General features: G+C 66.0%; 22 protein-coding genes and 2 tRNA genes. 8 read left to right on the forward strand and 16 right to left on the reverse strand.

The features are described 5' to 3' along the window. Window positions 1-218 precede the first annotated feature (218 nt). Window positions 219-701 (reverse strand): SSI family serine proteinase inhibitor, encoded by a 483-nt coding sequence (locus tag ABEA82_RS12960; protein ID WP_425588515.1) that lies wholly within the window; start codon window positions 699-701, stop codon window positions 219-221. Between the two features lie 328 nt (window positions 702-1,029). Between ABEA82_RS12960 and ABEA82_RS12965 the strand changes: the two genes are divergently transcribed. Together ABEA82_RS12965 and ABEA82_RS12970 are read left to right on the forward strand one after the other, a co-directional pair. After that, a tRNA-Ser gene (locus ABEA82_RS12965) sits at window positions 1,030-1,120 on the forward strand. Window positions 1,121-1,295: 175 nt separating this feature from the next. Further along, a tRNA-Arg gene (locus tag ABEA82_RS12970) sits at window positions 1,296-1,368 on the forward strand. Window positions 1,369-1,459: 91 nt separating this feature from the next. Here the strand turns inward: ABEA82_RS12970 and ABEA82_RS12975 are convergent. From ABEA82_RS12975 to ABEA82_RS13005, 7 genes are all read right to left on the reverse strand, one after another. Next, a complete protein-coding gene (locus ABEA82_RS12975) occupies window positions 1,460-2,743 on the reverse strand; it encodes a site-specific integrase (protein WP_345661562.1) in 1,284 nt (427 codons plus the stop codon). Then, window positions 2,743-2,925, reverse strand: a complete 183-nt coding sequence (locus ABEA82_RS12980; RefSeq protein ID WP_345661563.1) for a helix-turn-helix domain-containing protein — start codon at window positions 2,923-2,925, stop codon at window positions 2,743-2,745. The genes ABEA82_RS12975 and ABEA82_RS12980 overlap by 1 nt, the downstream gene beginning before the upstream one ends. Then, a complete protein-coding gene (locus ABEA82_RS12985) occupies window positions 2,922-4,382 on the reverse strand; it encodes a replication initiator (protein WP_345661564.1) in 1,461 nt (486 codons plus the stop codon). The genes ABEA82_RS12980 and ABEA82_RS12985 overlap by 4 nt, the downstream gene beginning before the upstream one ends. A 144-nt stretch (window positions 4,383-4,526) precedes the next feature. Beyond that, entirely contained in the window at window positions 4,527-5,255 is a 729-nt protein-coding gene (locus ABEA82_RS12990) for a DUF2637 domain-containing protein (RefSeq protein WP_345661565.1), read from the reverse strand. A 47-nt stretch (window positions 5,256-5,302) separates the two neighbouring features. Continuing rightward, window positions 5,303-6,724, reverse strand: a complete 1,422-nt coding sequence (locus ABEA82_RS12995) for a cell division protein FtsK (protein ID WP_345661566.1) — start codon at window positions 6,722-6,724, stop codon at window positions 5,303-5,305. Then, on the reverse strand, window positions 6,721-6,846 hold the full coding sequence (locus tag ABEA82_RS13000; protein WP_345661567.1) for a hypothetical protein: 126 nt from the start codon (window positions 6,844-6,846) through the stop codon (window positions 6,721-6,723). Before ABEA82_RS13000 ends, ABEA82_RS12995 begins: the two co-directional genes overlap by 4 nt. A gap of 83 nt (window positions 6,847-6,929) precedes the next feature. Next, complete coding sequence (locus ABEA82_RS13005; protein WP_031104037.1) at window positions 6,930-7,280, reverse strand: SCO3933 family regulatory protein; 351 nt, start codon at window positions 7,278-7,280, stop codon at window positions 6,930-6,932. A 170-nt stretch (window positions 7,281-7,450) separates the two neighbouring features. Here ABEA82_RS13005 and ABEA82_RS13010 point away from each other — a divergent pair, with 170 nt between their 5' ends. After that, a complete protein-coding gene (locus ABEA82_RS13010) occupies window positions 7,451-7,936 on the forward strand; it encodes a GntR family transcriptional regulator (RefSeq protein ID WP_345661568.1) in 486 nt (161 codons plus the stop codon). An 893-nt stretch (window positions 7,937-8,829) separates the two neighbouring features. Here the strand turns inward: ABEA82_RS13010 and ABEA82_RS13015 are convergent. The 3 genes from ABEA82_RS13015 to ABEA82_RS13025 all read right to left on the reverse strand — a co-directional run bounded on the left by ABEA82_RS13015 (window position 8,830) and on the right by ABEA82_RS13025 (window position 10,633). Continuing rightward, entirely contained in the window at window positions 8,830-9,672 is an 843-nt protein-coding gene (locus tag ABEA82_RS13015) for a protein kinase domain-containing protein (protein WP_345661569.1), read from the reverse strand. A gap of 70 nt (window positions 9,673-9,742) precedes the next feature. Further along, window positions 9,743-10,186 (reverse strand): glycine-rich domain-containing protein, encoded by a 444-nt coding sequence (locus tag ABEA82_RS13020; RefSeq protein WP_345661570.1) that lies wholly within the window; start codon window positions 10,184-10,186, stop codon window positions 9,743-9,745. A 204-nt stretch (window positions 10,187-10,390) separates the two neighbouring features. Beyond that, on the reverse strand, window positions 10,391-10,633 hold the full coding sequence (locus ABEA82_RS13025) for a hypothetical protein (RefSeq protein WP_345661571.1): 243 nt from the start codon (window positions 10,631-10,633) through the stop codon (window positions 10,391-10,393). A 113-nt stretch (window positions 10,634-10,746) separates the two neighbouring features. Here ABEA82_RS13025 and ABEA82_RS13030 point away from each other — a divergent pair, with 113 nt between their 5' ends. Further along, entirely contained in the window at window positions 10,747-12,087 is a 1,341-nt protein-coding gene (locus ABEA82_RS13030) for an NsdA family TPR-like regulatory protein (RefSeq protein WP_345661572.1), read from the forward strand. Here ABEA82_RS13030 and ABEA82_RS13035 read toward each other — a convergent pair. After that, window positions 12,065-12,598 (reverse strand): NUDIX hydrolase, encoded by a 534-nt coding sequence (locus ABEA82_RS13035; RefSeq protein ID WP_345661573.1) that lies wholly within the window; start codon window positions 12,596-12,598, stop codon window positions 12,065-12,067. The genes ABEA82_RS13030 and ABEA82_RS13035 overlap by 23 nt on opposite strands. Window positions 12,599-12,877: 279 nt before the next feature. Between ABEA82_RS13035 and ABEA82_RS13040 the strand changes: the two genes are divergently transcribed. Together ABEA82_RS13040 and ABEA82_RS13045 are read left to right on the forward strand one after the other, a co-directional pair. Further along, a complete protein-coding gene (locus ABEA82_RS13040; protein WP_345661574.1) occupies window positions 12,878-14,911 on the forward strand; it encodes an HNH endonuclease in 2,034 nt (677 codons plus the stop codon). Between the two features lie 9 nt (window positions 14,912-14,920). Beyond that, window positions 14,921-16,306: a hypothetical protein gene (locus ABEA82_RS13045; protein ID WP_345661575.1), complete on the forward strand. Its 1,386-nt coding sequence runs from the start codon at window positions 14,921-14,923 to the stop codon at window positions 16,304-16,306. 295 nt (window positions 16,307-16,601) lie between these two features. On the opposite strand, the gene ABEA82_RS13050 is transcribed toward ABEA82_RS13045, so the two are convergent. The 4 genes from ABEA82_RS13050 to ABEA82_RS13065 form a co-directional block, all read right to left on the reverse strand. Beyond that, on the reverse strand, window positions 16,602-17,579 hold the full coding sequence (locus ABEA82_RS13050) for a hypothetical protein (protein ID WP_345661576.1): 978 nt from the start codon (window positions 17,577-17,579) through the stop codon (window positions 16,602-16,604). 217 nt (window positions 17,580-17,796) lie between these two features. Continuing rightward, window positions 17,797-18,366, reverse strand: a complete 570-nt coding sequence (locus ABEA82_RS13055) for a hypothetical protein (RefSeq protein ID WP_345661577.1) — start codon at window positions 18,364-18,366, stop codon at window positions 17,797-17,799. A gap of 1,256 nt (window positions 18,367-19,622) precedes the next feature. After that, window positions 19,623-20,570 carry an MIP/aquaporin family protein gene (locus ABEA82_RS13060; protein ID WP_345661578.1) on the reverse strand — a complete coding sequence of 316 codons (948 nt, stop codon included), beginning with the start codon at window positions 20,568-20,570 and terminating at the stop codon, window positions 19,623-19,625. A gap of 497 nt (window positions 20,571-21,067) precedes the next feature. After that, entirely contained in the window at window positions 21,068-21,544 is a 477-nt protein-coding gene (locus ABEA82_RS13065) for a MarR family winged helix-turn-helix transcriptional regulator (RefSeq protein WP_345661579.1), read from the reverse strand. Window positions 21,545-21,646: 102 nt separating this feature from the next. Here ABEA82_RS13065 and ABEA82_RS13070 point away from each other — a divergent pair, with 102 nt between their 5' ends. Continuing rightward, the gene (locus ABEA82_RS13070; protein WP_345661580.1) at window positions 21,647-22,084 is read left to right on the forward strand and encodes an HGxxPAAW family protein; all 438 of its coding nucleotides are present in this window, start codon (window positions 21,647-21,649) and stop codon (window positions 22,082-22,084) included. A 61-nt stretch (window positions 22,085-22,145) separates the two neighbouring features. Further along, window positions 22,146-23,018, forward strand: a complete 873-nt coding sequence (locus tag ABEA82_RS13075; protein WP_345661581.1) for a DUF2797 domain-containing protein — start codon at window positions 22,146-22,148, stop codon at window positions 23,016-23,018. The last annotated feature ends 28 nt before the right edge of the window (window positions 23,019-23,046 follow it).

Consider the following 23,046-nt stretch of genomic DNA (forward strand, 5'->3'; position numbering starts at 1 on the left):
AGTCTAAGGGCTGCGGTTGCGCTCGCGACGCCGGATGCGGACGAGGTCGCACGAGCAAGTGACCTCGAACTGACGACCGAGTAACCGCCAAACGCCCGCCCTCCTGCAAGGACGTCGCGGGACCTTCGCGGGACCTTTACGAGGGCAGGGTTTCTGTACCTTTTCGCCCGAGTGGCCGGATGGTGCCGCCGGTGGCCGGATAGAACTCAGTGACGTACTCAGTGACGATTCCCGGACCCCACGGCCGGCAGCAGGGGCACGAGCCGGTCCCAGCGGGAGATCTGGCAGCCGTCACGACGGTCGTACCGGGCGTCGACGGGGCGCCCGTCCCAGGTCCCGGTGACGTGCGCGGTGGCCGGTCCGCCGTACTGCATGGTGCAGAAGCCGCCTTCTGGCGCGGGCGCGAAGACGTCCGTCCCCCACCGCGTGTCGCGCTCCACGGCGGCGCAGGCGCCCTGCGGATCGGGGTGGTTGCCGCCCTCGGGCCCGCAGTACAGCTCGAACGTCCCGTCGGCCCCGCCGCCGGCGTTCCGCACGGTCACGGTGAGATGGTTCCGCTCCTCGCCCGGACCGAGGCCCACGCGCTGCCCCTGCCTCAGAGTCGCGTCGAGCCGGGCGCCCGACTGGCCCGCACCGGACTGACCCGCACCGGACCGTCCGGCACCGGACTGCCCTGCCTGGGCGTAGGCGACCGGGGACACCGCGGCCAGTGAACCGAGGGCGGCGACGGAGGCGGCGGCTCCGACGACAAGACGCCGCAGACCGGGACGAGGGGCGTTCCGGAGTGCGGTCCGGGGCGCACCCCGGCGAATGGTGATCAGCATGCCCTGACTAACGCGGCGCGGCCCGCTACGTTGCGCGCCGGCACCCGGGCGCCGTACGACTCCCGCGCACGCCCCGCCACCGGCCGGCAAGGCCTTTGCCCTGCGACCTTCCCGCCTAGTACCGTGGGGGTCGATTGGTGACAGCACGCTCGACTGTGTCATCATCGGCAGGCACCGACTCGCGCTCGCGCGGGGTATGTGCACTGGAGGCGTCGCCTAGTCCGGTCTATGGCGCCGCACTGCTAATGCGGTTTGGGCCTTAAAGCCCATCGAGGGTTCAAATCCCTCCGCCTCCGCACCCGATCACGAAGCCCCGGTCATCCGACCGGGGCTTCGCTGTCGTTGGGCCTGTTTCCGCAGGCCACAAGGGGTGCGGGGAACGGATTTCACATGGCGGCGGCAGTCATGTAATGTTCTTCCTGTCGCCGCGAGCGAGCCGGAAGGCCCGGGAGCGGCGATAAAACAGAACAAGCACTCGTAGCTTAACGGATAGAGCATCTGACTACGGATCAGAAGGTTGCAGGTTCGAATCCTGCCGAGTGCACAGCACGTCAGAGGCCCTGTGGAGTGATCCACAGGGCCTCTGGCTTTTGTCTTGACGGCAGTGTTTGACGGCAACCGTTTCTGCGAGTCGATCAGATGGCTACCGGGACACCGGCCGCGCCGTCGTCATCGTCCGGCTCGTTGCCGTCACCCCTCAGCGCGTCCCCGACCCGGTCGAAGGCGGACCGCTGGGAGTCGAGCCGTACGAAGGTGTAGATGTCCATGGTCACGCGGATGGAGCTGTGGCCGAGGACTTCCATGATCATGCGGGCGTCGGCGCCCTGTTCGTGGAGCAGTGAGGCGCACGTGTGGCGCAGGTCGTGGAAGCGGACCTTGCGGACGCCGGCGCGGACGCACAGAGCCTCGAAGGAGCGGTTCAGGTTGCGCGGCTCGATGGGGGTGCCGTTCTTCGTGGTGAAGACAAGGCCCTGGGCCGTCCCCTTCCAGTTCGAGCCAGCGGCTTTCCGGTCGGCGAGCTGCTGGGCGCGCTGAGCGCGGAGCGCGGTCACGCACTCGGACGGCAGGGCCACGCGACGGGCCGAGCGCTGAGTCTTCGGCGCGACGATCAGCAGTTCGCCGCCGACCCGCTGTAGGGCCTGCCGGACGGTGAGGACGCCTTCGTGGAGATCCACGTCCGACCAGCGCAGCCCTAGCAGCTCACCGCGCCGCAGGCCGATGCGGACCGCCAGCTCGTACGCGGCCCACATTCGGTTGTCTCGGGCCGCCGCCAGGAGCTGACGCCCTTCCTTGACCGTGAGCGGTTCTATTTCACGCTTCGTCCCCATGCTCAGCTCCACGTTCCGGGCCACATTGCGGGGCAGCTCGTCCTCGCGTACGGCGTGCTGGAGGGCGGCCCGCAAGATCACCAGCAGGAAGCGCACGGTTCGGTCCGAGGGGAGCTTCGTGCAGCACTTGCCGAGGGCGCAGCAGCGTCGCTTGTGCTCGGGCCGGTTCTTGTCCTTGCCCTGCGCGCAGCACTGGCAGGTGGCCGCCGTCTTGGTCAGGAAGGCCCGGATGTCGCGGGCGGTAAGCCGGGCCAGCTTCTTCCTGCCGAACTCGGGCGTGACGTAGTTGCGGACTAGCGATTCGTAGTTGACGTACGTGGTCCTGCGGACCTTGCCCTGGGCGACGTTCGTGAGCCAGTACGTCAGGTACTCGGCGATGGTCATCTTGCTGGTGGAGACCGGCAAGCCGTTCAGGGAGTCGGCCTTCAGCCTGGTCAGCTTCTCGTGCGCCTCGTCCCAGGTCTTGCCGTAGACGCTCCGCCGCTTGTACGTGCCGTCCGTCGTCAGGACGTAGGCACTGCCCTCCCAGCGACCGTCCTTGCGCTGGTAGATGGTGCCCTCGTTGTTGGCGTTCTTCTTCGGCTTGGCCATCAGGCGGCTTCCTGTTCGATGCGGAGGGAAACGTAGGCGTCCACGGCGGCTTCGCTGATGCGGCGGCAGCGGCCGATCTTGAAGGAGGCGAGTTCGTGGGAGCGGATCAGGTCGTGGACCTTCCAGCGGCTGATGCCGAGACGCTCGGCGACCTGGTCCACGGTGAGTACGGCCGTCGTCATGCGGGCAGCAGTCCTTCCTGCTTGAGGCGTCGGGTGTGGGCTACGTCGTGGCGGACCTGGGCGGCGAGCAGTTCCTCGCCAGGGCGGTAGCCGCTGCTGAGGTAGGTCCATGAGGAGGCGGTGACGAGGGTGGTCTCGTCGGTGGTAGGAAGGCCGGCGCGGGCGCGGGCCGCTGCGGCCTGGGCGAGACGCCAGGCGCGGCGTACGTCGCGGAGGGCGCCGAGGGTGGTGGAGTAGGCGCGGGACTTGCTGGAGAAGTGGCCGCGGAAGCCGAGCATGTGGGCCCACTTCCAGAGCTTGAGGTCGGCGAACTCCGGCAGGCTCCCGAGGTCCCAGGCGGTCCGGATCATCTGGCGGACGTGCCGTTGCACGGGCAGGGCCTTGATGGGTTCGGCCTGTCCGGTGCCTTCGCAGTCGTCGCACAGGTCGCGGAAGCCGTCTGGACCTCGTACATAGCCGCGTCCATGGCAGGGGCGGCACATAAGGGTGCGGTCTACAGTGCCCGCGCCCTCGGCGTTCTTGGTGGCGTACTTGGCGACGTATCCGGCGACCTTGGCGTCGGTGAGTTCGCCGTCGCCCAGGGCGGAGATCTGATCGACCTTGAACCGGTCGCCCCACGTGAGCACGCGCTCGCCGATGGCGTCGGACTCGACGGTGAGCCGGGCCCGCTCGACCGCCAGGCCCACGGCGATCTGGAGGGCGTCCAAGGTGGCCCAGGGTGGGGGTGGGGCGGTGTGGCCGTCGGGTCCGTCGAAGCGGATCACGGCGTGGAAGTGGACCAGGCCGCGCTTCTGGTACTCGGCGACCTTGGCGAAGGAGACGCGGAGAGCGGCGTTCAGTGCCTTCTGTGTCATGCCGAGGTGTTCGGCCAGGGCGCGGCGCAGGTAGGTGGTGAAGCGTGCCCACAGCTGCCCGGCGTGGGCGTTCCACAGCACGGCGGCCGTGTAGTCGTACGTAGCCGGGTCCAGCGGGGTGCCGAGTTCCGGCGCATCTTCGGCGTGGGTCTGGCCGCAGGCACAGGGGCGGGGCTTACCCGCGTCGGTGGTGGGGCGGTTGTGGACGGGACCGAAGGAGGGGGCGGTGAGGGTGACGAAGGCGCGGGGGTGGTCGCGGACGGTTTCGGCGACGTTCTTGCCACCGGATAGTCCGGCCTTGATCAGGTGGTAGGTGTCGGCGGCGTAGACGCGGGAGCAGGCTGGGCAGCGGGAGGCGCGGCGGTTGCCGCAGGTGGTCAGGAGGCGTCCGGAGGGCTCGTCCTCGGAGCGGTAGGAGCGGACTACTTCCTTGGTCGTCGAGTCGGTGGTGACGGTCCAGCCGTGGAGGTTGACGGGGCTGGTGCAGCCGCGCAGGTTGCGAACCTGTTCGGTGACGCGGTCGAAGTTGTGGGTGTTGGCCAGCTCGATCAGGTCCCGCAGGCCGGGGCTGACGACGTGCCGCAGGTCGAGGGGGCGGTGCATGAGGGGGCGGGGATCCTTTCTGGCGTGAGGGTGAGGCCTGCGGGCAGCAGCGATTAGCGCTGGGCGGCTGCCCGCAGGCATGACAGGTCGGGCCCAGGGCGGGCGAGGGTGGGAGGTGCCGGAAAGGCCGGCGGGGGTGCGGCCCTACAGGGCGGCGTGGAGGGCGGTGGCCATGGGCAGACCGATGCCGAGTCGCGTCTTCAGCTGGGCCGGAGTAATCGCTGTTCCGTGTTCGGCGTGGTGGGACGCGGCGATGGAACGCGCTTCGGTCAGCAGCGGCTCAGGCACCTTGAACGCGGGCGGCGCGGGAGCCGGGGTGACGCGCCGAGCTAGCGGGGCCGGGGTCGGGACTGGGTCCGGCGCGACGGGCGGGGCCGGATCGGTGAGCGGTGCGGCAGCGGGGGCATGGGACATGGTCGTTTCGGGCGCCGGTTCGTTCTCTTCTGCTTCGGGGGCCGGGTCGGTGGGGCGGGTGACGGTGTGGAAGGCGCGCAGGAGTTGCGGGCCGACCGCGCCCCAGCCGAGCAGGAGCAGGGGAGCCACGGCGTCCACGGCTGCCCGGCCGTAGTGTCCGGCAGCGATAGGTTCGGCGACGTTGAGGGCCAGCGTCAGCAGCCCGGAGAAGTGCATCAGCCGGGTGGCGGCCGTCATCTGTTCGGCGGGCAGGCCGCGCAAAGAGAGGTAGCGCAGGGCGACCAGGAGGCCGACCACGGAGAGATCCACCATCGGAGCGATGAGCGGTGCGATCGGTGAGGGGACGCCAAGGCGGAGGGCGAGAGACCAGACGTTGCCAAAGGAGAAGACGAACGCCAGCACAGCGATGACGATCATCACGGCGGTGATGGTGCGCTGAGTGATCCTGTCCTCTGTCAAGGAATTCACCTCCCTTCGGTGCTGCGTCACGGGGCGGAGATCAGGGGTCAAGCGGCGTCGACGGCGGGTTTCTCCAGGTCCACGTCCTTATCCCACATGCGCGGGCCCAGGAAGGCTTCCAGGAGCGCGGAGGGGTCGGCGGTCAGGTGAGCGGTGCTGTCGGCGATTCGGGCTGCGTCGGCGTCGGAGACGTACGGGGTGCGGATGCGGGTGAAGCCGGGCTGCGACTGGTGGTTCATGGAGGCGACGCCGACATAGGTCGGATCCTGGAGGTTGATCGGGTTGGCGTCCGGCCACTCCCGGATCTCCTCGCCCAGCGCGGCGACAGCGGCCTCAGCGGTCTTCTGAGCGAAGCTCAGGCCCACGGGGCACACGTCACGGATGAAGGTCGGGATCGCATCACCGGTGGACTTCTGTGTGGCGAGGATGACGAGCATCCCTACCGAACGGCCCTTCTTCACCAAGTCCTCGACAAGCCGGGCGTTCTCCGCAGCGAGGGCGGCTAGTTTCTTGGTCTTCGGGTCGCTGCCCTTGTGGTCGCGGAAGTACGTATGTGCTTCGTCGATGACCAGCACGACCAGCGGCCAATTCTCCGACGGACCCACATCCCACATGGACTTCACGCCGAGCACCTTGCGCGCCCAGGCCGACCGGAGGCGCCGCAGTTCCACCAGGTCCCGGAACAGTTTGTTGGCCTCTTCCAGGTCATCTCCGACGAAGGCGAACATGCGCTGTACCCAGTCGGCATAGTCACCTTCGTGTGCGGCGGCCACCTTGCCGTCCGCGCAGGCGAATTGCACGCAGGGGGAAGGCGCCCAGTCCGAGAGAAGCCGGTTGATCAGGCTCGTCTTGCCGAAGCCGGGAAGGCCGGCCACGGTCACTCCGGGCACCTGCGTGAGGTCTACCGAGACCGGCTGTGCGTACTCGTCCAAGCCCAAGTCCCACCGGGCCGCCTCGTCCGGCACGCCACCCGTGGGTCGGTGCTCAGTGGGGAGCTTCAGCGGATCGAGCCGCACGCCCCGGATGACGACCTGTCCGGGCTTGTCCTGCGTGATCGCGACCCGCGTGCACTTCCAGGCGTCGGCCAGATGCGGGGCCGCCTTCTGGAACTGCGCCAGGCCTACGCCGGGCAGGCAACTCGCCCGTGCAATGACGCCGTATGCGTCGTGAGTGACCTTGAGAGCCGGGATGAGGACGCGAGGCTTGATCGGCTTGCCGTCGGTGTTCGCCAGCGACGCAAGCGCAGTCGGAGTCTTGTCCGTGGCCGCCAGCTTGAGCATCGGCGCGAGCCGCTTCCAGCCCCACCGCACCCGAACGGCTTGCCGGATGGACTGGCGGGTCATGGCGTCGGCGCGCAGGTAGCGGACTATCCACCACACCGCCCAACCGACGAGGAGCACCAGCGCCATGTCGACCACCAGGGAGCCGTAAGGGAAGGCCCCTTCTGTTGGGCCGTTCGGACCGTTCATTTGCTGCGCTCCAGAGGGGTGTAGAGGAAGGCCGCGAGGGCCGATTCGAGGGCCGCCCGGTCGGCCGATGCGTCGAGGCGGGGATAGCCGTAACCGACGAGCACGCCCGCCACCGAGGTCACGAGGGATTTGGTGAACCGGGCATCCGGCCCGGCGTGAGGCAACGGGTAGTTGCGCTCAGCGCCGGACCGGGGAGCCGCGCCGCTCACGCCGCTTCAGCAGCCGGGGCCATCAGGTCCAGCCGGTCCGCGCGGTAGGCGATGCCGTCCGAGAGCGAGCCGTTGAAGATTCGCGCCCACGGGGTGGCGAACAGCTCCACCGGCATGACCGGGACACCGGGCTTGAGACCGTCAGGGAGACCGGTCTCCGGGACGGTGATCTTCAGAGCCTCGGCGCGGCCCTCCTCCATGAAGAAGAGGGTGATCGTGTAGAGCTTCGCGCCGGTCTCACGGTCGGTGGCGAACTGCGTCTTCTCCTGGTCCGCGTACTTCGGCACCGGCAGGGTTCCGACCATGAACGACGAGGTGGGGAGCAGGCCAACACGGATGCGTGCCATGGGAGTTGCTTCCTTTCGGTTGCGCTCCGCCAGGCGGCGGGGCGTGATCACCATTGAACATAGCTGACCTAGCACTGTCAAGTGTGTGGGGTGAGCTAGGTATCAACTGACATAGGCCACCTATGTCAGTGGGGTGTGCTAGGGGTGCTATGGATCGCTACTCTTGGGCCATGAGCCCCGCGCCAGAGAGCAAGCAGGACCGTCGGCCGCCGTATCAGCACGCTGCCGACGAACTTCGGCGCGACATCTTGCAGGGACGGATCAAGCCGGGCGAGCAGATGCCGTCCATTCGCGAGCTACAGGAACGCTTCGGCGTGGCCAACATGACCGCAAGGGGCGCGCTCAACGTTCTGCGCGACGAAGGCTTGATCTACACGATTCACGGGCGAGGCAGCTTCGTAGCTGACCATGACGCCGCCGGCGAGTTCTCGGCGGGCTACACCCCGCCAGCCTGGTACCTCGCCAACAGGGACAAGACGCCCCCTCAGGCTGAACAGACGGAGGGAAGCCCCGACGGTTCCGAAGCCACCGGGGCCACCCTCACTGAGATGCTCACTGCTCTACGTGACGAGCTCCGTTCCCTCAGCGCTGATCATCAGGAACTGCGGCGTGAGGTCGAGGAGCTGAAGTCTCAGCAATCGAAGTCGCAGTCCTGAGCTGAGCCACTTCCTCACGCAGTGCTCTGGTCTCCTTGCTGAGGCGACCGACCATGGCCCGCATCTCTTCGATCAGCGCGGCCACTTGATCCGCGTCTTCGACGTGAATGCTGGTCAACCCCATCTCGTAGTCCGCTATGTGCTCGGCCATGTCTCCCGCTTGCCGCCCGTGCCGTCGATGCGTTTCGCGCTGCCGCGCTTCCTCCCAGCCGCTGAGCGCCTCCACGACGTTGAGCGGCTCCTTCGCTGATCCGCCATCGCCCTGCCCTGCGGAGCTGTTCAGAGTTTCTTTACTGGATCAAGGCGGCCCGCCTACGGCGGGCCGCGCGCGCTGGCGGCCCGTGGCCGCCGCCGCTCCTTGTCTCCGCCACCGCTCCGGCGGCCCCCCGCCGCTCAGCGCGCACAACCGCCAGGGCGGATAACCAGACCAGCGAGCAACGCGTCCACCACCGAGCACCAGGACCAGGCCGGGACGAGCCAGGAGTGACCGCGCCACCAGACCGCCCACAGTTCCGATCCGCACGGCCGGTGGAGTCGCAGGGCACGTCGGCAACGCTCATGCAAGTTCGAGGACCCGGCCGTGACGTTTGGAAGAAGCGTGGCTGAGGCCGGTGAGTGGTTGCTGGAAGCACACGTGGCGGGTGCTCGTTCGTCTCGCCCGCCGTCATGGCTGACTTTCGGTGGCTCAGGTCAAACCCCTTCCTCGTTGGACAACATGAAGCCGAGGGCCCGCACCCGCATCCGAGCACGCCGACTGCCCCGGCTACCATCGGCACCGGGGTCCTGATCAGGGCTTCCGCGACCGGACCACCCGGAATGCTGTCCAGGCTGAGGGGTGGTCCGGTCTTTCGTTGTTGGTCTTCGTTGTGCGAGCGCCGCCGGGCGAACCGGCTCTAGAGGCGGCTCAGGGCCTTACCCACCTCGTAGATGGCCGGTCGGTCCTCGGGAGCATGGCTGAGCATCGCTTCGATCAACTCGCCTACCTCACCAGAGGCCTTGACGGGGCGACGTCTGCCGTTGGCTACGGCCTCTCTCTGGACGGGGCGTGGCGCGTCGTCCGGGTACTCGACAGCCCGCCAGCCGGTGGCCGAGATGAGCAGCGAGGCGCCGAGGGCGTAGATGTCGGCTTCTGGCGTGGGCTCGGCCTGGCCCGTGGCGAGTACGCTGCGCGCGATCTCCGGTGCTTCGTAGTGGACGAGGCAGCCGCGGAACGGGAAGTCGTACCCCTCTGGGACGTGCCCACCGCGGGCCAGAGCCAGGTCGATGAGATGCGTCCGCTCCGGGCCGATGATGAAGTGGGCGGGTTGTACGTCGCCGTGGGCCCAGCCCTTGGCGTGCAGTTCGGCCAGCGCCTCGACACAGCCCAGCGCCACGCTGGCGTGCGGTGCGACGGACGAGCCTTCACTACGGCAGGGCTCCCACAGCTGGTGCAGGTCCGGCCCTTCGTGCCACGGCTGGAAGTTCCACGTCCCGCGCTCCCATTCCCCGTACGCGAAGTCGTCGCATCCGAGGCGATGCAGCACGGCACCCTCGCGTGCGGGCGCGAGGGCGGTCCAGGGCTGGGCGGGCCAGTCGGCCGTAGCCTCGATCGGGTAGCCGACCTTGACGGCGTAGTGGCCTCGATGGCTCTGCACCTCCCAGACCATGGAGCCCCGGCGGTTCAGGACCAGGCGCTGAGACGTGGGCATCAGGGCGTCGAGCACCACGATCGGCAGTTCAGAGGGTGAGCCGGACAACGTCTCTTCTCCTTCCGGGCGAACGCGGCCGACCACGAGTCGAGGCCGGCCGCGCCGCTGGTGTCTTGTGTTACGCCTGGCCGTACGGGCGGCCGCAGTCGGCGTCGCACTGGGCAAGGTTGGTGCCGTCCACGGTCCACAGGTCGTCGAAGACCAAGAAGCCCGCCGTCTTCATGGCGCGTGCCGAAGCGGCGACCTGCTTCGGGTCGCGGGCCCCGCCACCGGGCTTCGGGTTGTGGTGCAGGAAGCGGCCCGCGTACCGCTCGCACAGGCCGGCGTACTCCTTCGTGTGCAGGATGAGCGCGTGCAGACCGAGGTCCACGTCGTCCGACGGGACCATGGGGACGATCGCGGTGGCTGCGGTGACCACGAAGGCGACCGCCTGGTCCGCGATCCGTTCGGCACGCTCGGGTGACTGCCCGTTGTGGACGACCACGAAGTGGGTGAGGCTTTGGAACAGTTCCTCGCCAGCCACCGCGCGGCCGGTCCTCTGGTCGTTCGCCGTTGCCGTCATGCGAGTACTCCTTCTGGATAGTGGAGCGTGGCACTTACGGGTTTGGGAGGCCGCCCCGCTCGGGGCGGGGGGAACCGGGAATGAACCCCCGTGCGGGGCGGCCGGTCTACTGGCCGACAGCGAGAGCCATGCCGATCACCAGGCCGCATGACCCGCTGATCACGATGATGAAGAGGACTCCCGCGTATCGGCCGATGGCGCGCATCACAGGCCTTCCCTGCTGTTGCCGTTCTTGATGGCCAGGCGGGCGCTCAGTTCCTCCCGAGCACTCGGCTGCACCACCTTGTCCGGCATGGCATCCCACTCCCGGCCACCACCGACGGGCCGTATCTGCACTCGGCCGCCGAGCTCACCCATGACGATGCCGATACGCCCCTTGGCGGTGTCCTTCGCAAGTTCACCGATGCCTGGTCTGGTCTGCTGGTTGCTCGCCATGCAAGAGAGCATCGCGATCGGAGGGCCGCCACTAAAAGGTCAGGCTGATTACCCAACTTGGGTAACATCGCCGGAAGTAGAGAACCAGCGACGTTGCGTAGCCCTCGCAGTGTGGGAGCTTGCCGATGCCCGACCCGGACCGGCCGCAGGAACTGCCGGCTAGGCTGCTCACCGATCCCGCGATGATCGATGCGTGTCGGGTCCGGGACTTCGCCAGAGTCTTCCGGTTGGTGAAGGTCAGGGCGGGGATCTACCCGTCGATGATCGCCCGGCGTTGCGACCTGACGCCGAGCCGCGTAGGCGAAGTCATCGCAGGCCGACGGCACTTGTTGCACATGGATGTCATCGAGCGAATCTCAGACGGCTTGCGCATCCCAGGGGACATGCTCGGGCTTGCCCGCCGAGCGTGGGAGACGCCCCAGGCGCTGGTAGTCGACGAGCGCGAGGCGCCCCTGATGCCGGAGCAGGAGCAGCAGGCCCCCGCGTCTCTGCCAGGGCCCGACGTGGACAGCATCTTGGCCCTGGCCACGCGAACCAGCTTGAACAAGGCCACGCTTGAGGCTTTCCGCTCTTCGATCGAGGACTACTGGCGACGAGACGATCAGCACGGCGGTGAGGCACTGCGGCCCGCCATTGTTGGCCAGCTCCGTCATGTTGTCGGGCTCTTGAAGGAGAGCCGACCGCCGTCCATCCAGAATGGTCTGTACGGCATCGCGGCCGAGCTGGCACGCCTTACGGGCTGGACCTACTTCGACGCCCGCCAGTACAACCAGGCCCGCGCCTACTTCACTGAGGCCCTGCAACTGGCGAAGGAGATCGACGACCGGCAGTTCATGGCCAACGTCCTCGCCTGCATGAGCTTGCAGGCGACCTACCAGGACAAGCCCGCGGACTCGTTGGCACTCGTGACCGCAGCTCAGGATCAGGCCCGGTCAGCACTCGGCAGCACGCCGCGCGTCATGTCGATGCTGGCCATACGGGAAGCATTCGCCCACGCCACCCTCGGCAACCGTGATGACACGCACCGGGCGATCGGGGAAGCGCACAGCCAATTCGAGCAAATCGGGGCGAGCGATCCGGACCCCTCATGGGTGACCTACTTCGACGAGCCGAAGCTCATCGTGGACACGGGCATCGCCCACGGCCGTCTGGGCGAAGCGGCAACCGCCGAACCCTTGATCGCAGATGCCCTGCGGCGGGAGCACCACACCAACCAGCGAGGCCGTGCGTTCCACTCGTTCTGGCTGGCCCGTACACAGTTGGACCAGGGCAAGCTTGATCAGGCGTGCCACACCGCCACGCAAGCCCTTGAGCCCGCGTCGGCGGTGGCCTCAGAGCGAGTGTCTGGACACCTCAGGGAGTTCTACGACCAGTTGGCCCCACACAGGCAGGAGCCCGTAGCCCTGGCCTTTGAGGCACGGCTACGGGAACTCCTCCCGCCGGTCAGCGGATCGCTTCATCCATGAGCAGGTAGAGCAGACCCACGAGTGAGCCGCTGCTCACGATCTCGCGGCGGTCTATCATCCCGCGCACCTCTGAGAGGGGGATCCACTCGATGCGGTCAGACTCGTTCTTCTCCGTGGGAGGACCGGCGTACGTGGCGCCGTCGATGCGGAAGACATGGTGCTGCGAGTCGGTGATCCCGTTCGCCGGCTCGGCATAGATCAGAGGCTTGATGGGGCCGGGGCGCCAGCCGGTCTCTTCCAGGACCTCGCGGGCAGCAGCTTCTTCCGGAGTCTCGCCGTCCTCGACCAGGCCCATGGGCAGTTCCCAAGCCCACGAGTCCGTGATGAAGCGGTGCCGCCACATCATCAGGACTTCTTGGCGGTCGTTGACCACAGCAGCAACGGCCAAGTGCCGGAGGCGGACGACGTGGTACTCCCACCTACGTCCGTCCGGCTGTTGGACGTCGACCAGACACAGATTCACCCAAGGGTTGGTGTAGACCTGTCGCTCACCGTGGGTCTTCCACTCCATACCTGCGGCCCCTCTCGATCGGACTCCAGCATCTCAGAGCACGCCACACTCCGAAGATTAACGTCATCATGACGAAAATGTTGTGATGTCGCTGCGCGTTCGACGCGGTCGCGGTGACGACGAGCCAGCCTGTCCAAGGCGGAGGCTAGATCTCGGGTTCGGACTCGTCATTCCCTAGTGAAGCCGAAGTAACGCCATTCCAGGACCCGTTGTCAGTGCCTGCGGCTACTGTGCTACCCCACGGGATCGTTATGTCCGCAGACGACTAGGGGGCGGTCTGTGTCCGGTTTTGCTACGCAGCGGTTTTTCACTTCGCGGCAGCGTCAGTTGATCTACGAGCAAGCTGAGGGTCTCTGTCAGCGCTGCGACATACCGCTGGGCGAGAGCTGGCACGCAGATCACCGCATTCCTTGGGCCGAGGGTGGCCCGACAACCGTCGACAACGGACAGGCCCTGTGCGAGGGCTGCAACCTGCGAAAGGGACAGCAGATGCAGTACACGGACAACTTCGTGCCCCGCCCCTTCCAGCGGGAAGTGAGTACGGTCGTCCTCGAACGGATCAGGGCTGAGAAGGACCGCACCATCGTTCTCGCATCCCCCGGGTCCGGGAAGACCCTCGCGTACCAGTCGCTGGCAACCCGTTTGATCCGCGAAGGGTTGATCGACTACGTCGCCGTCTTCGTGCCACGCGTTGCTCTGGCTCAGCAGTGTGAGATCAGTTGGATGCACAAGAGCCACAGCGGTGCCCTCGGCGGCCTGTGCTTGCTCTTCGACAGCACGAAGAGGCTGGGCATGATCCGGCACAAGATCAGCGACCCGCCGCTGACGCACCCTAACGAGCCTGGAAGCGGCTTCGTGGCCACCTACAGTGCACTGGTCAGCAGCGAGCGGCTGTTTGTGGAGTGGGCGCGAAAGCATGAGGGTCGCTTCCTCTTGATCGCCGATGAAGCCCAGTTCTGTGGAGCTGCCGGAGACAAGGAAGACGGAGGCGGGACCAAGGCCGGCGGCCTTGTCGAGCGCGTTCACTCCTTCGCTCGCCATACCCTCCTGCTGACGGGTACTCCGTACCGGGCCGACAATCAGCCGCTGATCCTCGCCGATTATGAGCCCAATCCGTCGGACCCACGGCGGATGACGCTCGTTCGGGACGCAGAAGCTACGTACGCCGACGGCATCGCCGAGGGCTACCTGCGACGCTTCGAGATGCATCTCACGGAGGCGCGCGTGACGCGCCGTACTCTGGGTGACCCCTCTGCTCCGAATGGGGACAGCATCCTCGAGTACAACCTGTCCGATGACGGCAGTGAGCTTGTCCCAGTGCTGCGAGACGAGAAGACCTGGCAGCCGTTGGTCGACCGCGTCGTCAGAGCAGTGAAGGACAAGCAGAAGTTCAACCGGGCATACCGGGGCCTGATCTCCTGTATGGGTCAGAACGAGGCAAAGAAGGTACAGCGGTATCTGAACGAGCGCTACTCCGACCTCCGAGTGGGTCTCGCCATCTCCTCTGATGCTGGCGCTCCACAGGAACTGGCGAACTTCAAGCACAAGCCGATGGACATCCTCGTCACAGTCCGGATGGCCTTCATCGGCTACGACTGCCCAGAGATCACTGTTGTGGGCATCCTCACCCACTACCGCGACGGTGGGCATCTGATGCAGTTGGTCGGACGTGGCTTGCGAGTATGGGACAAGATGCCGCCGCGCGAACAGTCCTGCGTGATCGTTGCGCCCGACGACCCTAAGATGCAGGGCTTCCTCTCACTGCTGCGGGACGAAAACGAGCAGGGTCTCAAACTCTTGGAGGAGCGAGAGGGCCCTGAGCAGGAGGAGGGCGTCGAGCCGGTACAGGAGAGCCTGTCCTTCGTGGAGGCCGCCGTAGCCACCACCACTAGAGCGGCAGGCAACGAGAGCGACATGGACGCCGACGAACTTCAGCTGGTGGAGTACATCAAGGCTGCTGTCGACTCCGCCGAAACGCCGCTCAAGCTCAAGGATGTAGTTGAGCTTGCAGGCATCATGCTGAAGGCGGCGCCAAGTGTCCCCGAACAGCGGACGGAACCGGACGCACCGCCTACCTACGAACCACCTAAGACTGACAGGGAGCAGATCGCCGAGATCAAGGCCCAGACTGCGGAAGCGATCAAGCAGCATTTGTACCAGCGGGGCGTCACGCCCGAATCGGCCGGTTACCAGGAGGCGATGATGCAGGCAACCAAGCGAGTCAACGATGCCGCCGGCTACAACGCACAGCAGGCCAACACGCTCGAGAAGGCCAACCGAAGGCTGCGAGCCGTGCTGAGCGCCCTCAAATAGGAGCCACCCATGACAGTGCGTGTTGAGTCAAACAGCTATCTGACGGATGAACAGCATCGCGTCTACACCCTGCGGGAGGCTCTTGAAAGGAATGGCGGGACACCTTCCGGCTTCCTGGAACTGCTTGCCGCGGTAGTCGAGGATGAGACCTGGAGGAAGGTCCCATCCGGTGTAAACAGCGAAGAACCCTTCGAAGACTTCGCCGCGTTCATCGAGGCTAAGCCGCCTTTCGGCCTGGGGGCCAAGGTGAAGGACGTGCGGCTCTTGCTGCAGATCAAGCACCCTCACGAAGGCGTCAGTCACATTCGGCTGCAAATGGACCGGATGCGAGCTGAGGTCTCCAAGCTTCTCGGTCCATCTCTCAGCGAGGATCCGGTCACCCAAGATGCTCATGAGTTCGGAGCCTACGCGAAAGCGGGTGGGTGGCTCTTCGCGCTGAAGGTCGCCCGTTGCGTACAGCCAGGATCGAATCAAGGTGAAAAGTCCGTTCCGTCCCCTCGTGGTGGACGTGACGAGACCGCGAAGGTTTCTGCGAGCGAATTCGGTCGAAGGGCAGGCTCATCATCAAACCGAGTGATGCGTTTCTACCGGGCATGGGCTCGGGCGGCTGACGATGGGCTGGTCCCCCAGTTCGAACAGCTGCAACCGGGCGTGGATGTCGAACTTCCGGATGCCGAAACCTGGAACGCCTACTACACGACCCGTTCAAGTGGGGAAAGCGAACGAGGATCTCTGATCACCGCTGCCGCCGAGGCCGAGGGTATTCGACCGACGAAAGCACTCGAAGTCGCGGAGAATCCTACAGCGCTGCGGGCCGCCATTCTGGCGGATTCCAGCACAGCAGAGGCGGCCAGAAGTGCGCTAATGGACCGAATGGAGGACGATATCGCCCTCCAAGCCGCCATGGCAAGGCACATCACAGACACGGACACCCTGAGAAAAGCCGTGGCAGCAGAGACAAAGCGGGCTGACCAGATCGAGTATGTGCGCGCGGCCGTTACTGAGGGAAGCGTAAAGACGCCATCCGGACAGCTCATTGAGATTCCAGAAGGCGTCAAAGCGGAAGCTGAGCAACGGCTGACTCCCTCTGGCGGCGTGGGGCAAAGTAGCCCAGAAGAGGCGGCGGCCGCATATAACGTCCTACATCAGTACGTGATGCAGTCGGTTGATGAAGACCCTCAACTCAAAATTCAAGAGCGTCGAGCTAAGTTGCACGGTCGGGTCAAGAACGCATCCAAGGCGTTTGAGCAGCTGAGCCTCGATGAAGTCAGCGAGCTGTATGACGAAGAATTGGTAGAAAGCTTGGAGAAGCTGCAGGAGTTCGTCACGACGTGCCTGCAAAATCTAAAAGAGGCTGCGCAAGGTCCTACCCTACGCGCCGTTCGCGGCGCTTGAGATGCTTCCCTGCGGGCGGGGCGGCTAGGTATTGAAACCACACCTAGCCGTCCCGTCTTTGCCGCGGACAGTAAGTTGATTCGGTAGTACATGGGCCACGGCCAGCCATCCCGTCCGCCCGAGCCGCTCGTGTGAGATCACCGACGATCACGGCGCGCCGGTCAGGCCGTGAGGCTGACAAGGGAGGCCGCCCAGGTCGAGCAACTCCGCCGCCCCTGCCCGCAGGAAGGCGGGCAACGCGGCGAGTCGAGCGTTCATTTCCGTGTGCGCGTCCGGGCTGCTCATCGGTGAGCTCTCAGAAGTTGTCGAGGCGGATCTCGTAGCAGTCGCTGCACATGTCCATCTCTGGGACGAGGTCGGCGGCCTGGTCGCAGAAGGTGCAGACGCCTTCGTGGGTCGATCCGCAGTCGAAGCAGATCCAGGAGTCCTCTTCCGGGGAGTTGGCCAGCGGCGTGCTGATCACGGAGTAGGTGCCGCAGCTGCCGCAGCCGTTGAGGTCACCACCTCCTTGTGTGACGCTGACGTACCTGCTGGAGCCGATGAACTCCCAGGCCGCTTCTGCACCGGTGCCGTATTGCTTGCCGCACAGGAGACAGGCGAGATCGTGGGCTCCGCCGTCGAGCACGACAGCGAACTGACCGCAGGACCGGCATGCGGCAGTCGAGTGTTCGTAGCGGTCCAGTTGGCTGCGCAGGGCCTGCATGCGCAGCACGATGAAGTCGGTGAGGTGCTTGAAGCCGGCCCGGAGCTGTTCCATTTGTCGCTCAGCCGACCACGCCTCGTCGGGCTGGTCGACGTGAGGGAGGACATCGGTGTTGATAAAGCCCACCAACAGATCCAACACAGGGACGGTCCGTGCCTGTACGGCGACTACAGTGTCCTTCCACCCGAAGTGCATGATGCGGTTGCGCAGGCTGCCGAGTGCCCTGAGGCTAACGTCCTCCGGGTCGATCTTGCTCTCGATCTGTACGGTGTCGCGCAGGCGCTCAATGGCTATCTTCACACCACAACTGCTGAAGTCGCCGGCCTCGTGCTTGCGCTGGTCGAACGCCCCCACCTTTGTCCATACCAGCGCAGGATCGTGCATCTCCAGTCGGGCCTTCAGTAGCGTCTCGACCGCGGCTTGGAGGTGCAGGACCGCGTACTTCACGTCGCGCGGCCCCGGCTGCCCGTTGTCACCGGACAGCGATCCGACGGCACTCACCAAGAAGTCGAGGCCGTTGACGAGGGCCGGGAAGTGGAAGTCCTCCGATTGCTGACCTGCGCCGGTCACTGGCGCACCTCACATGCCTCGTCATTCGTCACCCTGATCGTCTCCGCCTGCGGTAGGTGCCGTGTATCCCAGGGAGAATACCCGGTAAGGCCCACCCTGGGGTATTGGGCGACGAGGCATGCGACAGACGCCATCTATGGCTTGCCCAGGAAGCTGTCACTTGGCCTGGGAGATTCCCGGGATGTCGATCCTCCGCTTCTTGCGAAGAGGAACTGCATTAAGTCAAGCCAATTACCTCCTGGCCCGCATGGATTGCATCATCTGGACTGTCATGTAGATATCCTGGATAATTAGCGGCACTCAATTGCAGATACCAGATGAGCGCCTGTTTTCCGGGTGTGCCAACAGCTTGGGCCATGCGGGTGAGAGTCGACTCGACGTAGCTTTGTACTAGCTCGCGAGCGGCACGCCCTAGCAGCTCCGGGTCGTTCTGAAGGTTCTCAAATTCACCGATGATTGACGCCATTCGAAAGGCATCTGCCGAGAAAACAGTCATGTCTTGGTAGCCGATGGAAGCACCGTGCTCTGCAGCGTGGCAGATGCGGATTTGCGTCCTACAGTTATAGTGCAAGATTGCGAGATGTGCGAACTCTGGGCGAACGTTAACGGTGTCGTATCCATGCCCCACGCTTGCAGCGATTGCGTATTCGGCAGCTGCCAGATGGAGCTGGCTCGACGTTTGAGGGGATCCTTCGATGTCCTTAATGAATTCAGAAATTGCATTACTGGAGTCGTAATGGAATTTCACGAGAGAGTGGACCTCTAGCGCGTGCTCCAGACCGTTCATTCTTAGCCTTCCGTTTCGGGGTGTCACGCCTATCTGGCAGTTACTGTAGAAACAATGCATAGAAGGCCGTACGCCAACCCCCAAAGCGTGAGATAGAAAAAAAGAATCACGAGGGCGTGTGTACGCGGGCCGGGAATATCGATTCCTGACACTGTAATAAGTAGTAGCCCTAGGATGACGCCGACGCCAAGGGAAATTACTGCCACTTTCGCAGTAACTGTAATTTCGCCTTCTGATACGAAAGAGAAAATAAGGCCGAGCACCACTCCCTGGACGGTGATTGCGAGTTGCACTCCCGAGGTGACTGCTTGTCTTAGAGAAGGTTGATCGCGGTCTGGAGGCTGCTGTGGGGCCGCGCCTTGGTCTGGAGGCTGCTGTGGGGCCGCGCCTTGGTCTGGAGGCTGCTGTGGGGCCGCGCCTTGGTCTGGAGGCTGCTGTGGGGCCGCGCCTTGAGTTCGCTCGTCAGCAGAAGCGAGTTTATCCCAGAGGTATCCACTTGCCCAGAAAAGGCAGATGACAAGCGCCAAGACTCCTGTGGCAACAACGAGAGGTGTTTCAGCGCCACTCAAACCCATAAGTGTAGACGCAAGCGCCGCAACGCCGACTGCTGTTCCGCAGAAATGCGAAACCATCCCTTGTGATTCTGCAAGCGCTGGGTCAGTTACCTGCGCCACCTTCTCACCTCCTAGGCTGTGTCGCCGAATCGATCCGAACCGCAGGCACTTGACGTATCAGATCAGCTGTTTTGAGGAGCTTTGACGCGCGTGAACCGCCTATGGTTGACCCTGTTGATACTCCTGAGATCACACGAACGGCCGAAGGCTGAGCGTGGCGCACCGGTAAGCCCCGATTGACCACAGAAACTTTCGAGTCCGCATCGGTGGCTGCGGCTCAGCCACTGTCGCTGATTCTGCGAGGAGGGTAACGAGCCGCCTCGAATCGGAGACAAAGACGTAACTCGAATCCACGCTGGGCCAAATAAACGCGCGAGTAGGTGTGCCCGAGCGGCCGTCAGGCGTCTTAAACGGTTGCAAGAGGCGGTGCCACGGTTGGGAGGGTGACGGCAACCCTGACGGCAACGACGGCACACTGAGGCTGGTGATGACGACCGCCAGGGATCAGCAGGGAGGGAGGCTGAGCCTCAGCCCAAGCGCCTGCCCGATCCTACGGATCAGAAGGTTGCAGGTTCGAATCCTGCCGAGTGCACACAGAGCAGAGGCCCCGGAGAGATCCGGGGCCTCTGGCGTTTCCGGGATCTACAAGTCCTCCTCGTCGGTGGTCGGGCGCGTTCGGCCGGGCTCCGGGAGCTCGTGCAGCTGCGCGCGGACGTGGAGCACGTCGCCGATGAACAGGTCGTACGCCAGCACACCGATCACACCGCCGATGAGCGGCCCGACGATCGGGATCCACCAGTAGCCGCTGAACGCCCCTGACAAGCTGCCTGGGAAGGCCAGACTCTCCCATCCCTCCGCCCAGGTGAACAGGCGCGGACCGAAGTCACGGGCCGGGTTGATGGCATACCCCGCGTTCGCCCCGTAGGACATGCCGATGGCCGCCACGACGAAGCCGATCACGAGCGGGCCGAGGTTCGCCTTCACGGCGGTGTTGCGCAGGTCGATGATCGCCACCACCAGCATGACGAGGAAGAATGTGCCGACGATCTGGTCGATCAGCGGGCCCCAGATGCCGCCGTGGAAGTACGGCGCCGGGAAGGTGGCGAAGATCGAGAACGAGGCGAGGGTTTTCCCGTTCGTCTTCGGTCCCTTCGACGCGTCGTCGAAGGCGTTGATGGCGTCGTGGTACACCCAGTAGACCAGAGCCGCCCCGGCCAGGGCGCCGGCGACCTGGGCGAACCAATAGGGGAGCACCTTGACCCACGGGAATTTACGGCGCACGGCGAAGGCCAGGGTCACCGCGGGGTTGATGTGGGCTCCGCTCACACCGCCGGCCACGTAGATGCCGAGCATCACGGCGAAGGCCCATCCAAAGGTGATCAGCAGCCAGTCTCCGGCGGCGAGGAAGATGACGGTGGGCCCCTCGGTACGCCCCGACCCGGGCAGCGCTGCGACCGCCATGGCCACCACGCCGCAACCGAAGGAAATGAGGACGAAGGTCCCCATGAATTCCGCAATGCATTCGCCCAGCAAGCCTCCGCGGCGCCTGAGCCGTGAGGGCTTCAGAAGGGGCTGGATCTCGACGGCCATGTGATCCTCCCAGACACTCGTGTGGCCGCGTCCGAGCGCGGCTGCCCGTGCCTTGATGCAGCGGGGAAAACGAGACGCCTGGGGTTCCGCTTTCCTGCCGCGCTGTCGAGCGTCATTCCGTGTCGCTACCGTAAGTCCGCTCTGCGGCTACCGCGAGTCGGCACCGGTGTGGCCAGGGCGGGGCCCTGTCGGAGCGGGCGAATCCCCGGCCTGATCATGGAGGACGCTGCTCAGGCGGCGCCCACGCACGTCCCGTGGCCACGGGGGGCGTCACGACCTTCGCTCCCCGAGCGCCGACCCCACGGCTGTGCCGTCGCCCCGGCACCCACCGCGGGGGCGAAGGCCATGGTGTCGGTGCCCGGGGCGGCCGGAAATTCGGGATCGGCCTCGAATGCGGAAGGTATTGTTGAAATGGTCAATGGCCCCGGCATGCATTTGCTTGCTTTGTGTACGTCAGGGGCCTTTTTCTTTCTGGTACGGGACGCGGGGCTCGGGGTTCAGCCGGCTCCGCAGTGTTCCTCCAGGTAGTTCGCTGCCAGGGTGCTCGCCCGGGTGAACCAATCGGTCAGAACCGCGATCTCGGCGGGGGAGTAGTCCGCGAAGAGTTCGGTGAGGCGGGCGTAGTACGGCTCGTAGACCTCTCGGACGCGGGCGACCGCGTCCGGCTGGGCGGCCACCCGGATGCGGCGGCGGTCGGTCGGGTCGGGGCGGCGGGTGATGTAGCCGGCGCGTTCCAGGCGGTTGAGGATGCCGGTGACCGCGCCGGTGGTGACGTGGACACGGGCCGCCAGGTCGCCGGCCGTGGGCAGGTCGTCACCGGCCTCGATGACGTAGGCGAAGCAGGTGAGGTCGGTCACACTCAGGCCCACCTGCTGGGCGATCTCGTGCTGTCCGACCAGGTGAGTGGCGATGAGGTGGTCCATCGCGGACAGCGCCTGCTCCGCGGTGGCGGCCGGACGCGGCTTGCCTTGCATTCCCAGGTTCCTTAGTTCGTGAGATGTTTGGGCTGTAAACGTCTTAGTGAGTGAGGGGTTCGGAGTCCCAGTCTCCCTGAACCCCGTGCAAGGGGGTAGCACATGAGCGCACATCCGTATGACCACGGGCACACGGTCGCCGGCTGGGTCGGATTCGGGATCGCGAGCGTCGGGGCGGGTCTGGTGGGGGCGGGGGTGTGCTTCGTCTCGGGCCCGCTGATCGCCGGTGGGCTCGGGGTCGGTGTGGTCGCTCTGCTCGTCACCTGGGCGCTGCACCTCGCCGGCTGGGGGAAGGGGCCGGGGCCCCGGCCCCGGGACGAGTGGTCGTGGCGGGTGCGGGAGTCGGGCGCGTCGGCCGGGCACGCCGAGTGCCTCGGGTGCCGGCTCGCCGGGCGGGGGCGTACGGCGGCCTCGTCCCGTACGGCGGAGGTGGCCGGGGGTGGCTCCGTGCGCGGTTCCGTGGGCGGTTCCGCGCGCGGAGAGGTGAGCCTCGGCGGGGAGTCCGAGGCCGCCGCCGTGGGGGCCGAGTCCGGGCGCTGACGGCGTTGGCGTCGACCCACCGGGACGCCGTTGTCAGTGGCGCCCTCTACTCTCGGCAGAGATGGCACGCACATGGAAGTGCACGGGGCTGCGGTGGTCGGCGGACGGTCCCGTGCTGGTGTGGGACGGCGGCCGGCGCAGTGCGCTGACCTGGGGGAAACGGGTGGCCTTCGAGGTCGCCGAAGGGGGTGGGCGGACCTGCCTGGGGGCTCGGGGGCATGCGTGTCCGGTCGGGGCGGCCGTGCCGGGGCGCAGTACGGGGGCGCGGTGCGAGGAGTGCGCGCGGCTGGACCGGGCGCACTCGGTGGCGGCCGACACCATCGCGGACGATCCACGGCCGTACCACGTGTATCTGGCGTGGTTCGGGCCCGGCATGACCAAGGTGGGCATCACGGCGGAGGAGCGGGGATCGGCCCGGCTGCTCGAGCAGGGTGCCGTCTGCTTCACCTGGCTCGGCGTCGGGCCGCTCATGGCCGCGCGGCGCACCGAGGAGCTGTTGCGGGCCGCGCTGCGGGTGCCCGACCGGATCCCCTACGCCGAGAAGCGGGCCGTGCGGGCCGCGTTGCCCGAGGCGCCCGCTGACCGTGCCGGAGAGGTGGCCGAGCTGCATGCCCGGGCGGTGAAGCTCGGCGGGTGGCCGGAGTCGCTCGTGCGGGAGCCGCTGCGCGTCGTCGATCATGTCGAGGTGTTCGGGCTCGCCGGGGTGCCCGCCGCCGTCGGGGAGGTGAGCGAGCTCGTCGCCGGTGGGTCCGTCAGCGGGGACCTGGTGGCTGCCGCCGGGCCGGATCTGCACCTGGCGACCGGGGGCGGGGTGGTCGTGCTGGACACGCGGCTGCTGACGGGGTGGGGGCTGGTGCCCGCGGCGGGTGGTGAACTGACCGTGCCGGTGAGGGAGTTCAGGGAGGCCGCGGGCGTGCAGGACGGGCTGTTCTGAGCCGTCCCATGAGGACCTGCGGCGGGTC

Origin of the sequence: Streptomyces venetus, from assembly GCF_039540295.1 — a bacterium.
GTDB lineage: Bacteria > Actinomycetota > Actinomycetes > Streptomycetales > Streptomycetaceae > Streptomyces > Streptomyces venetus.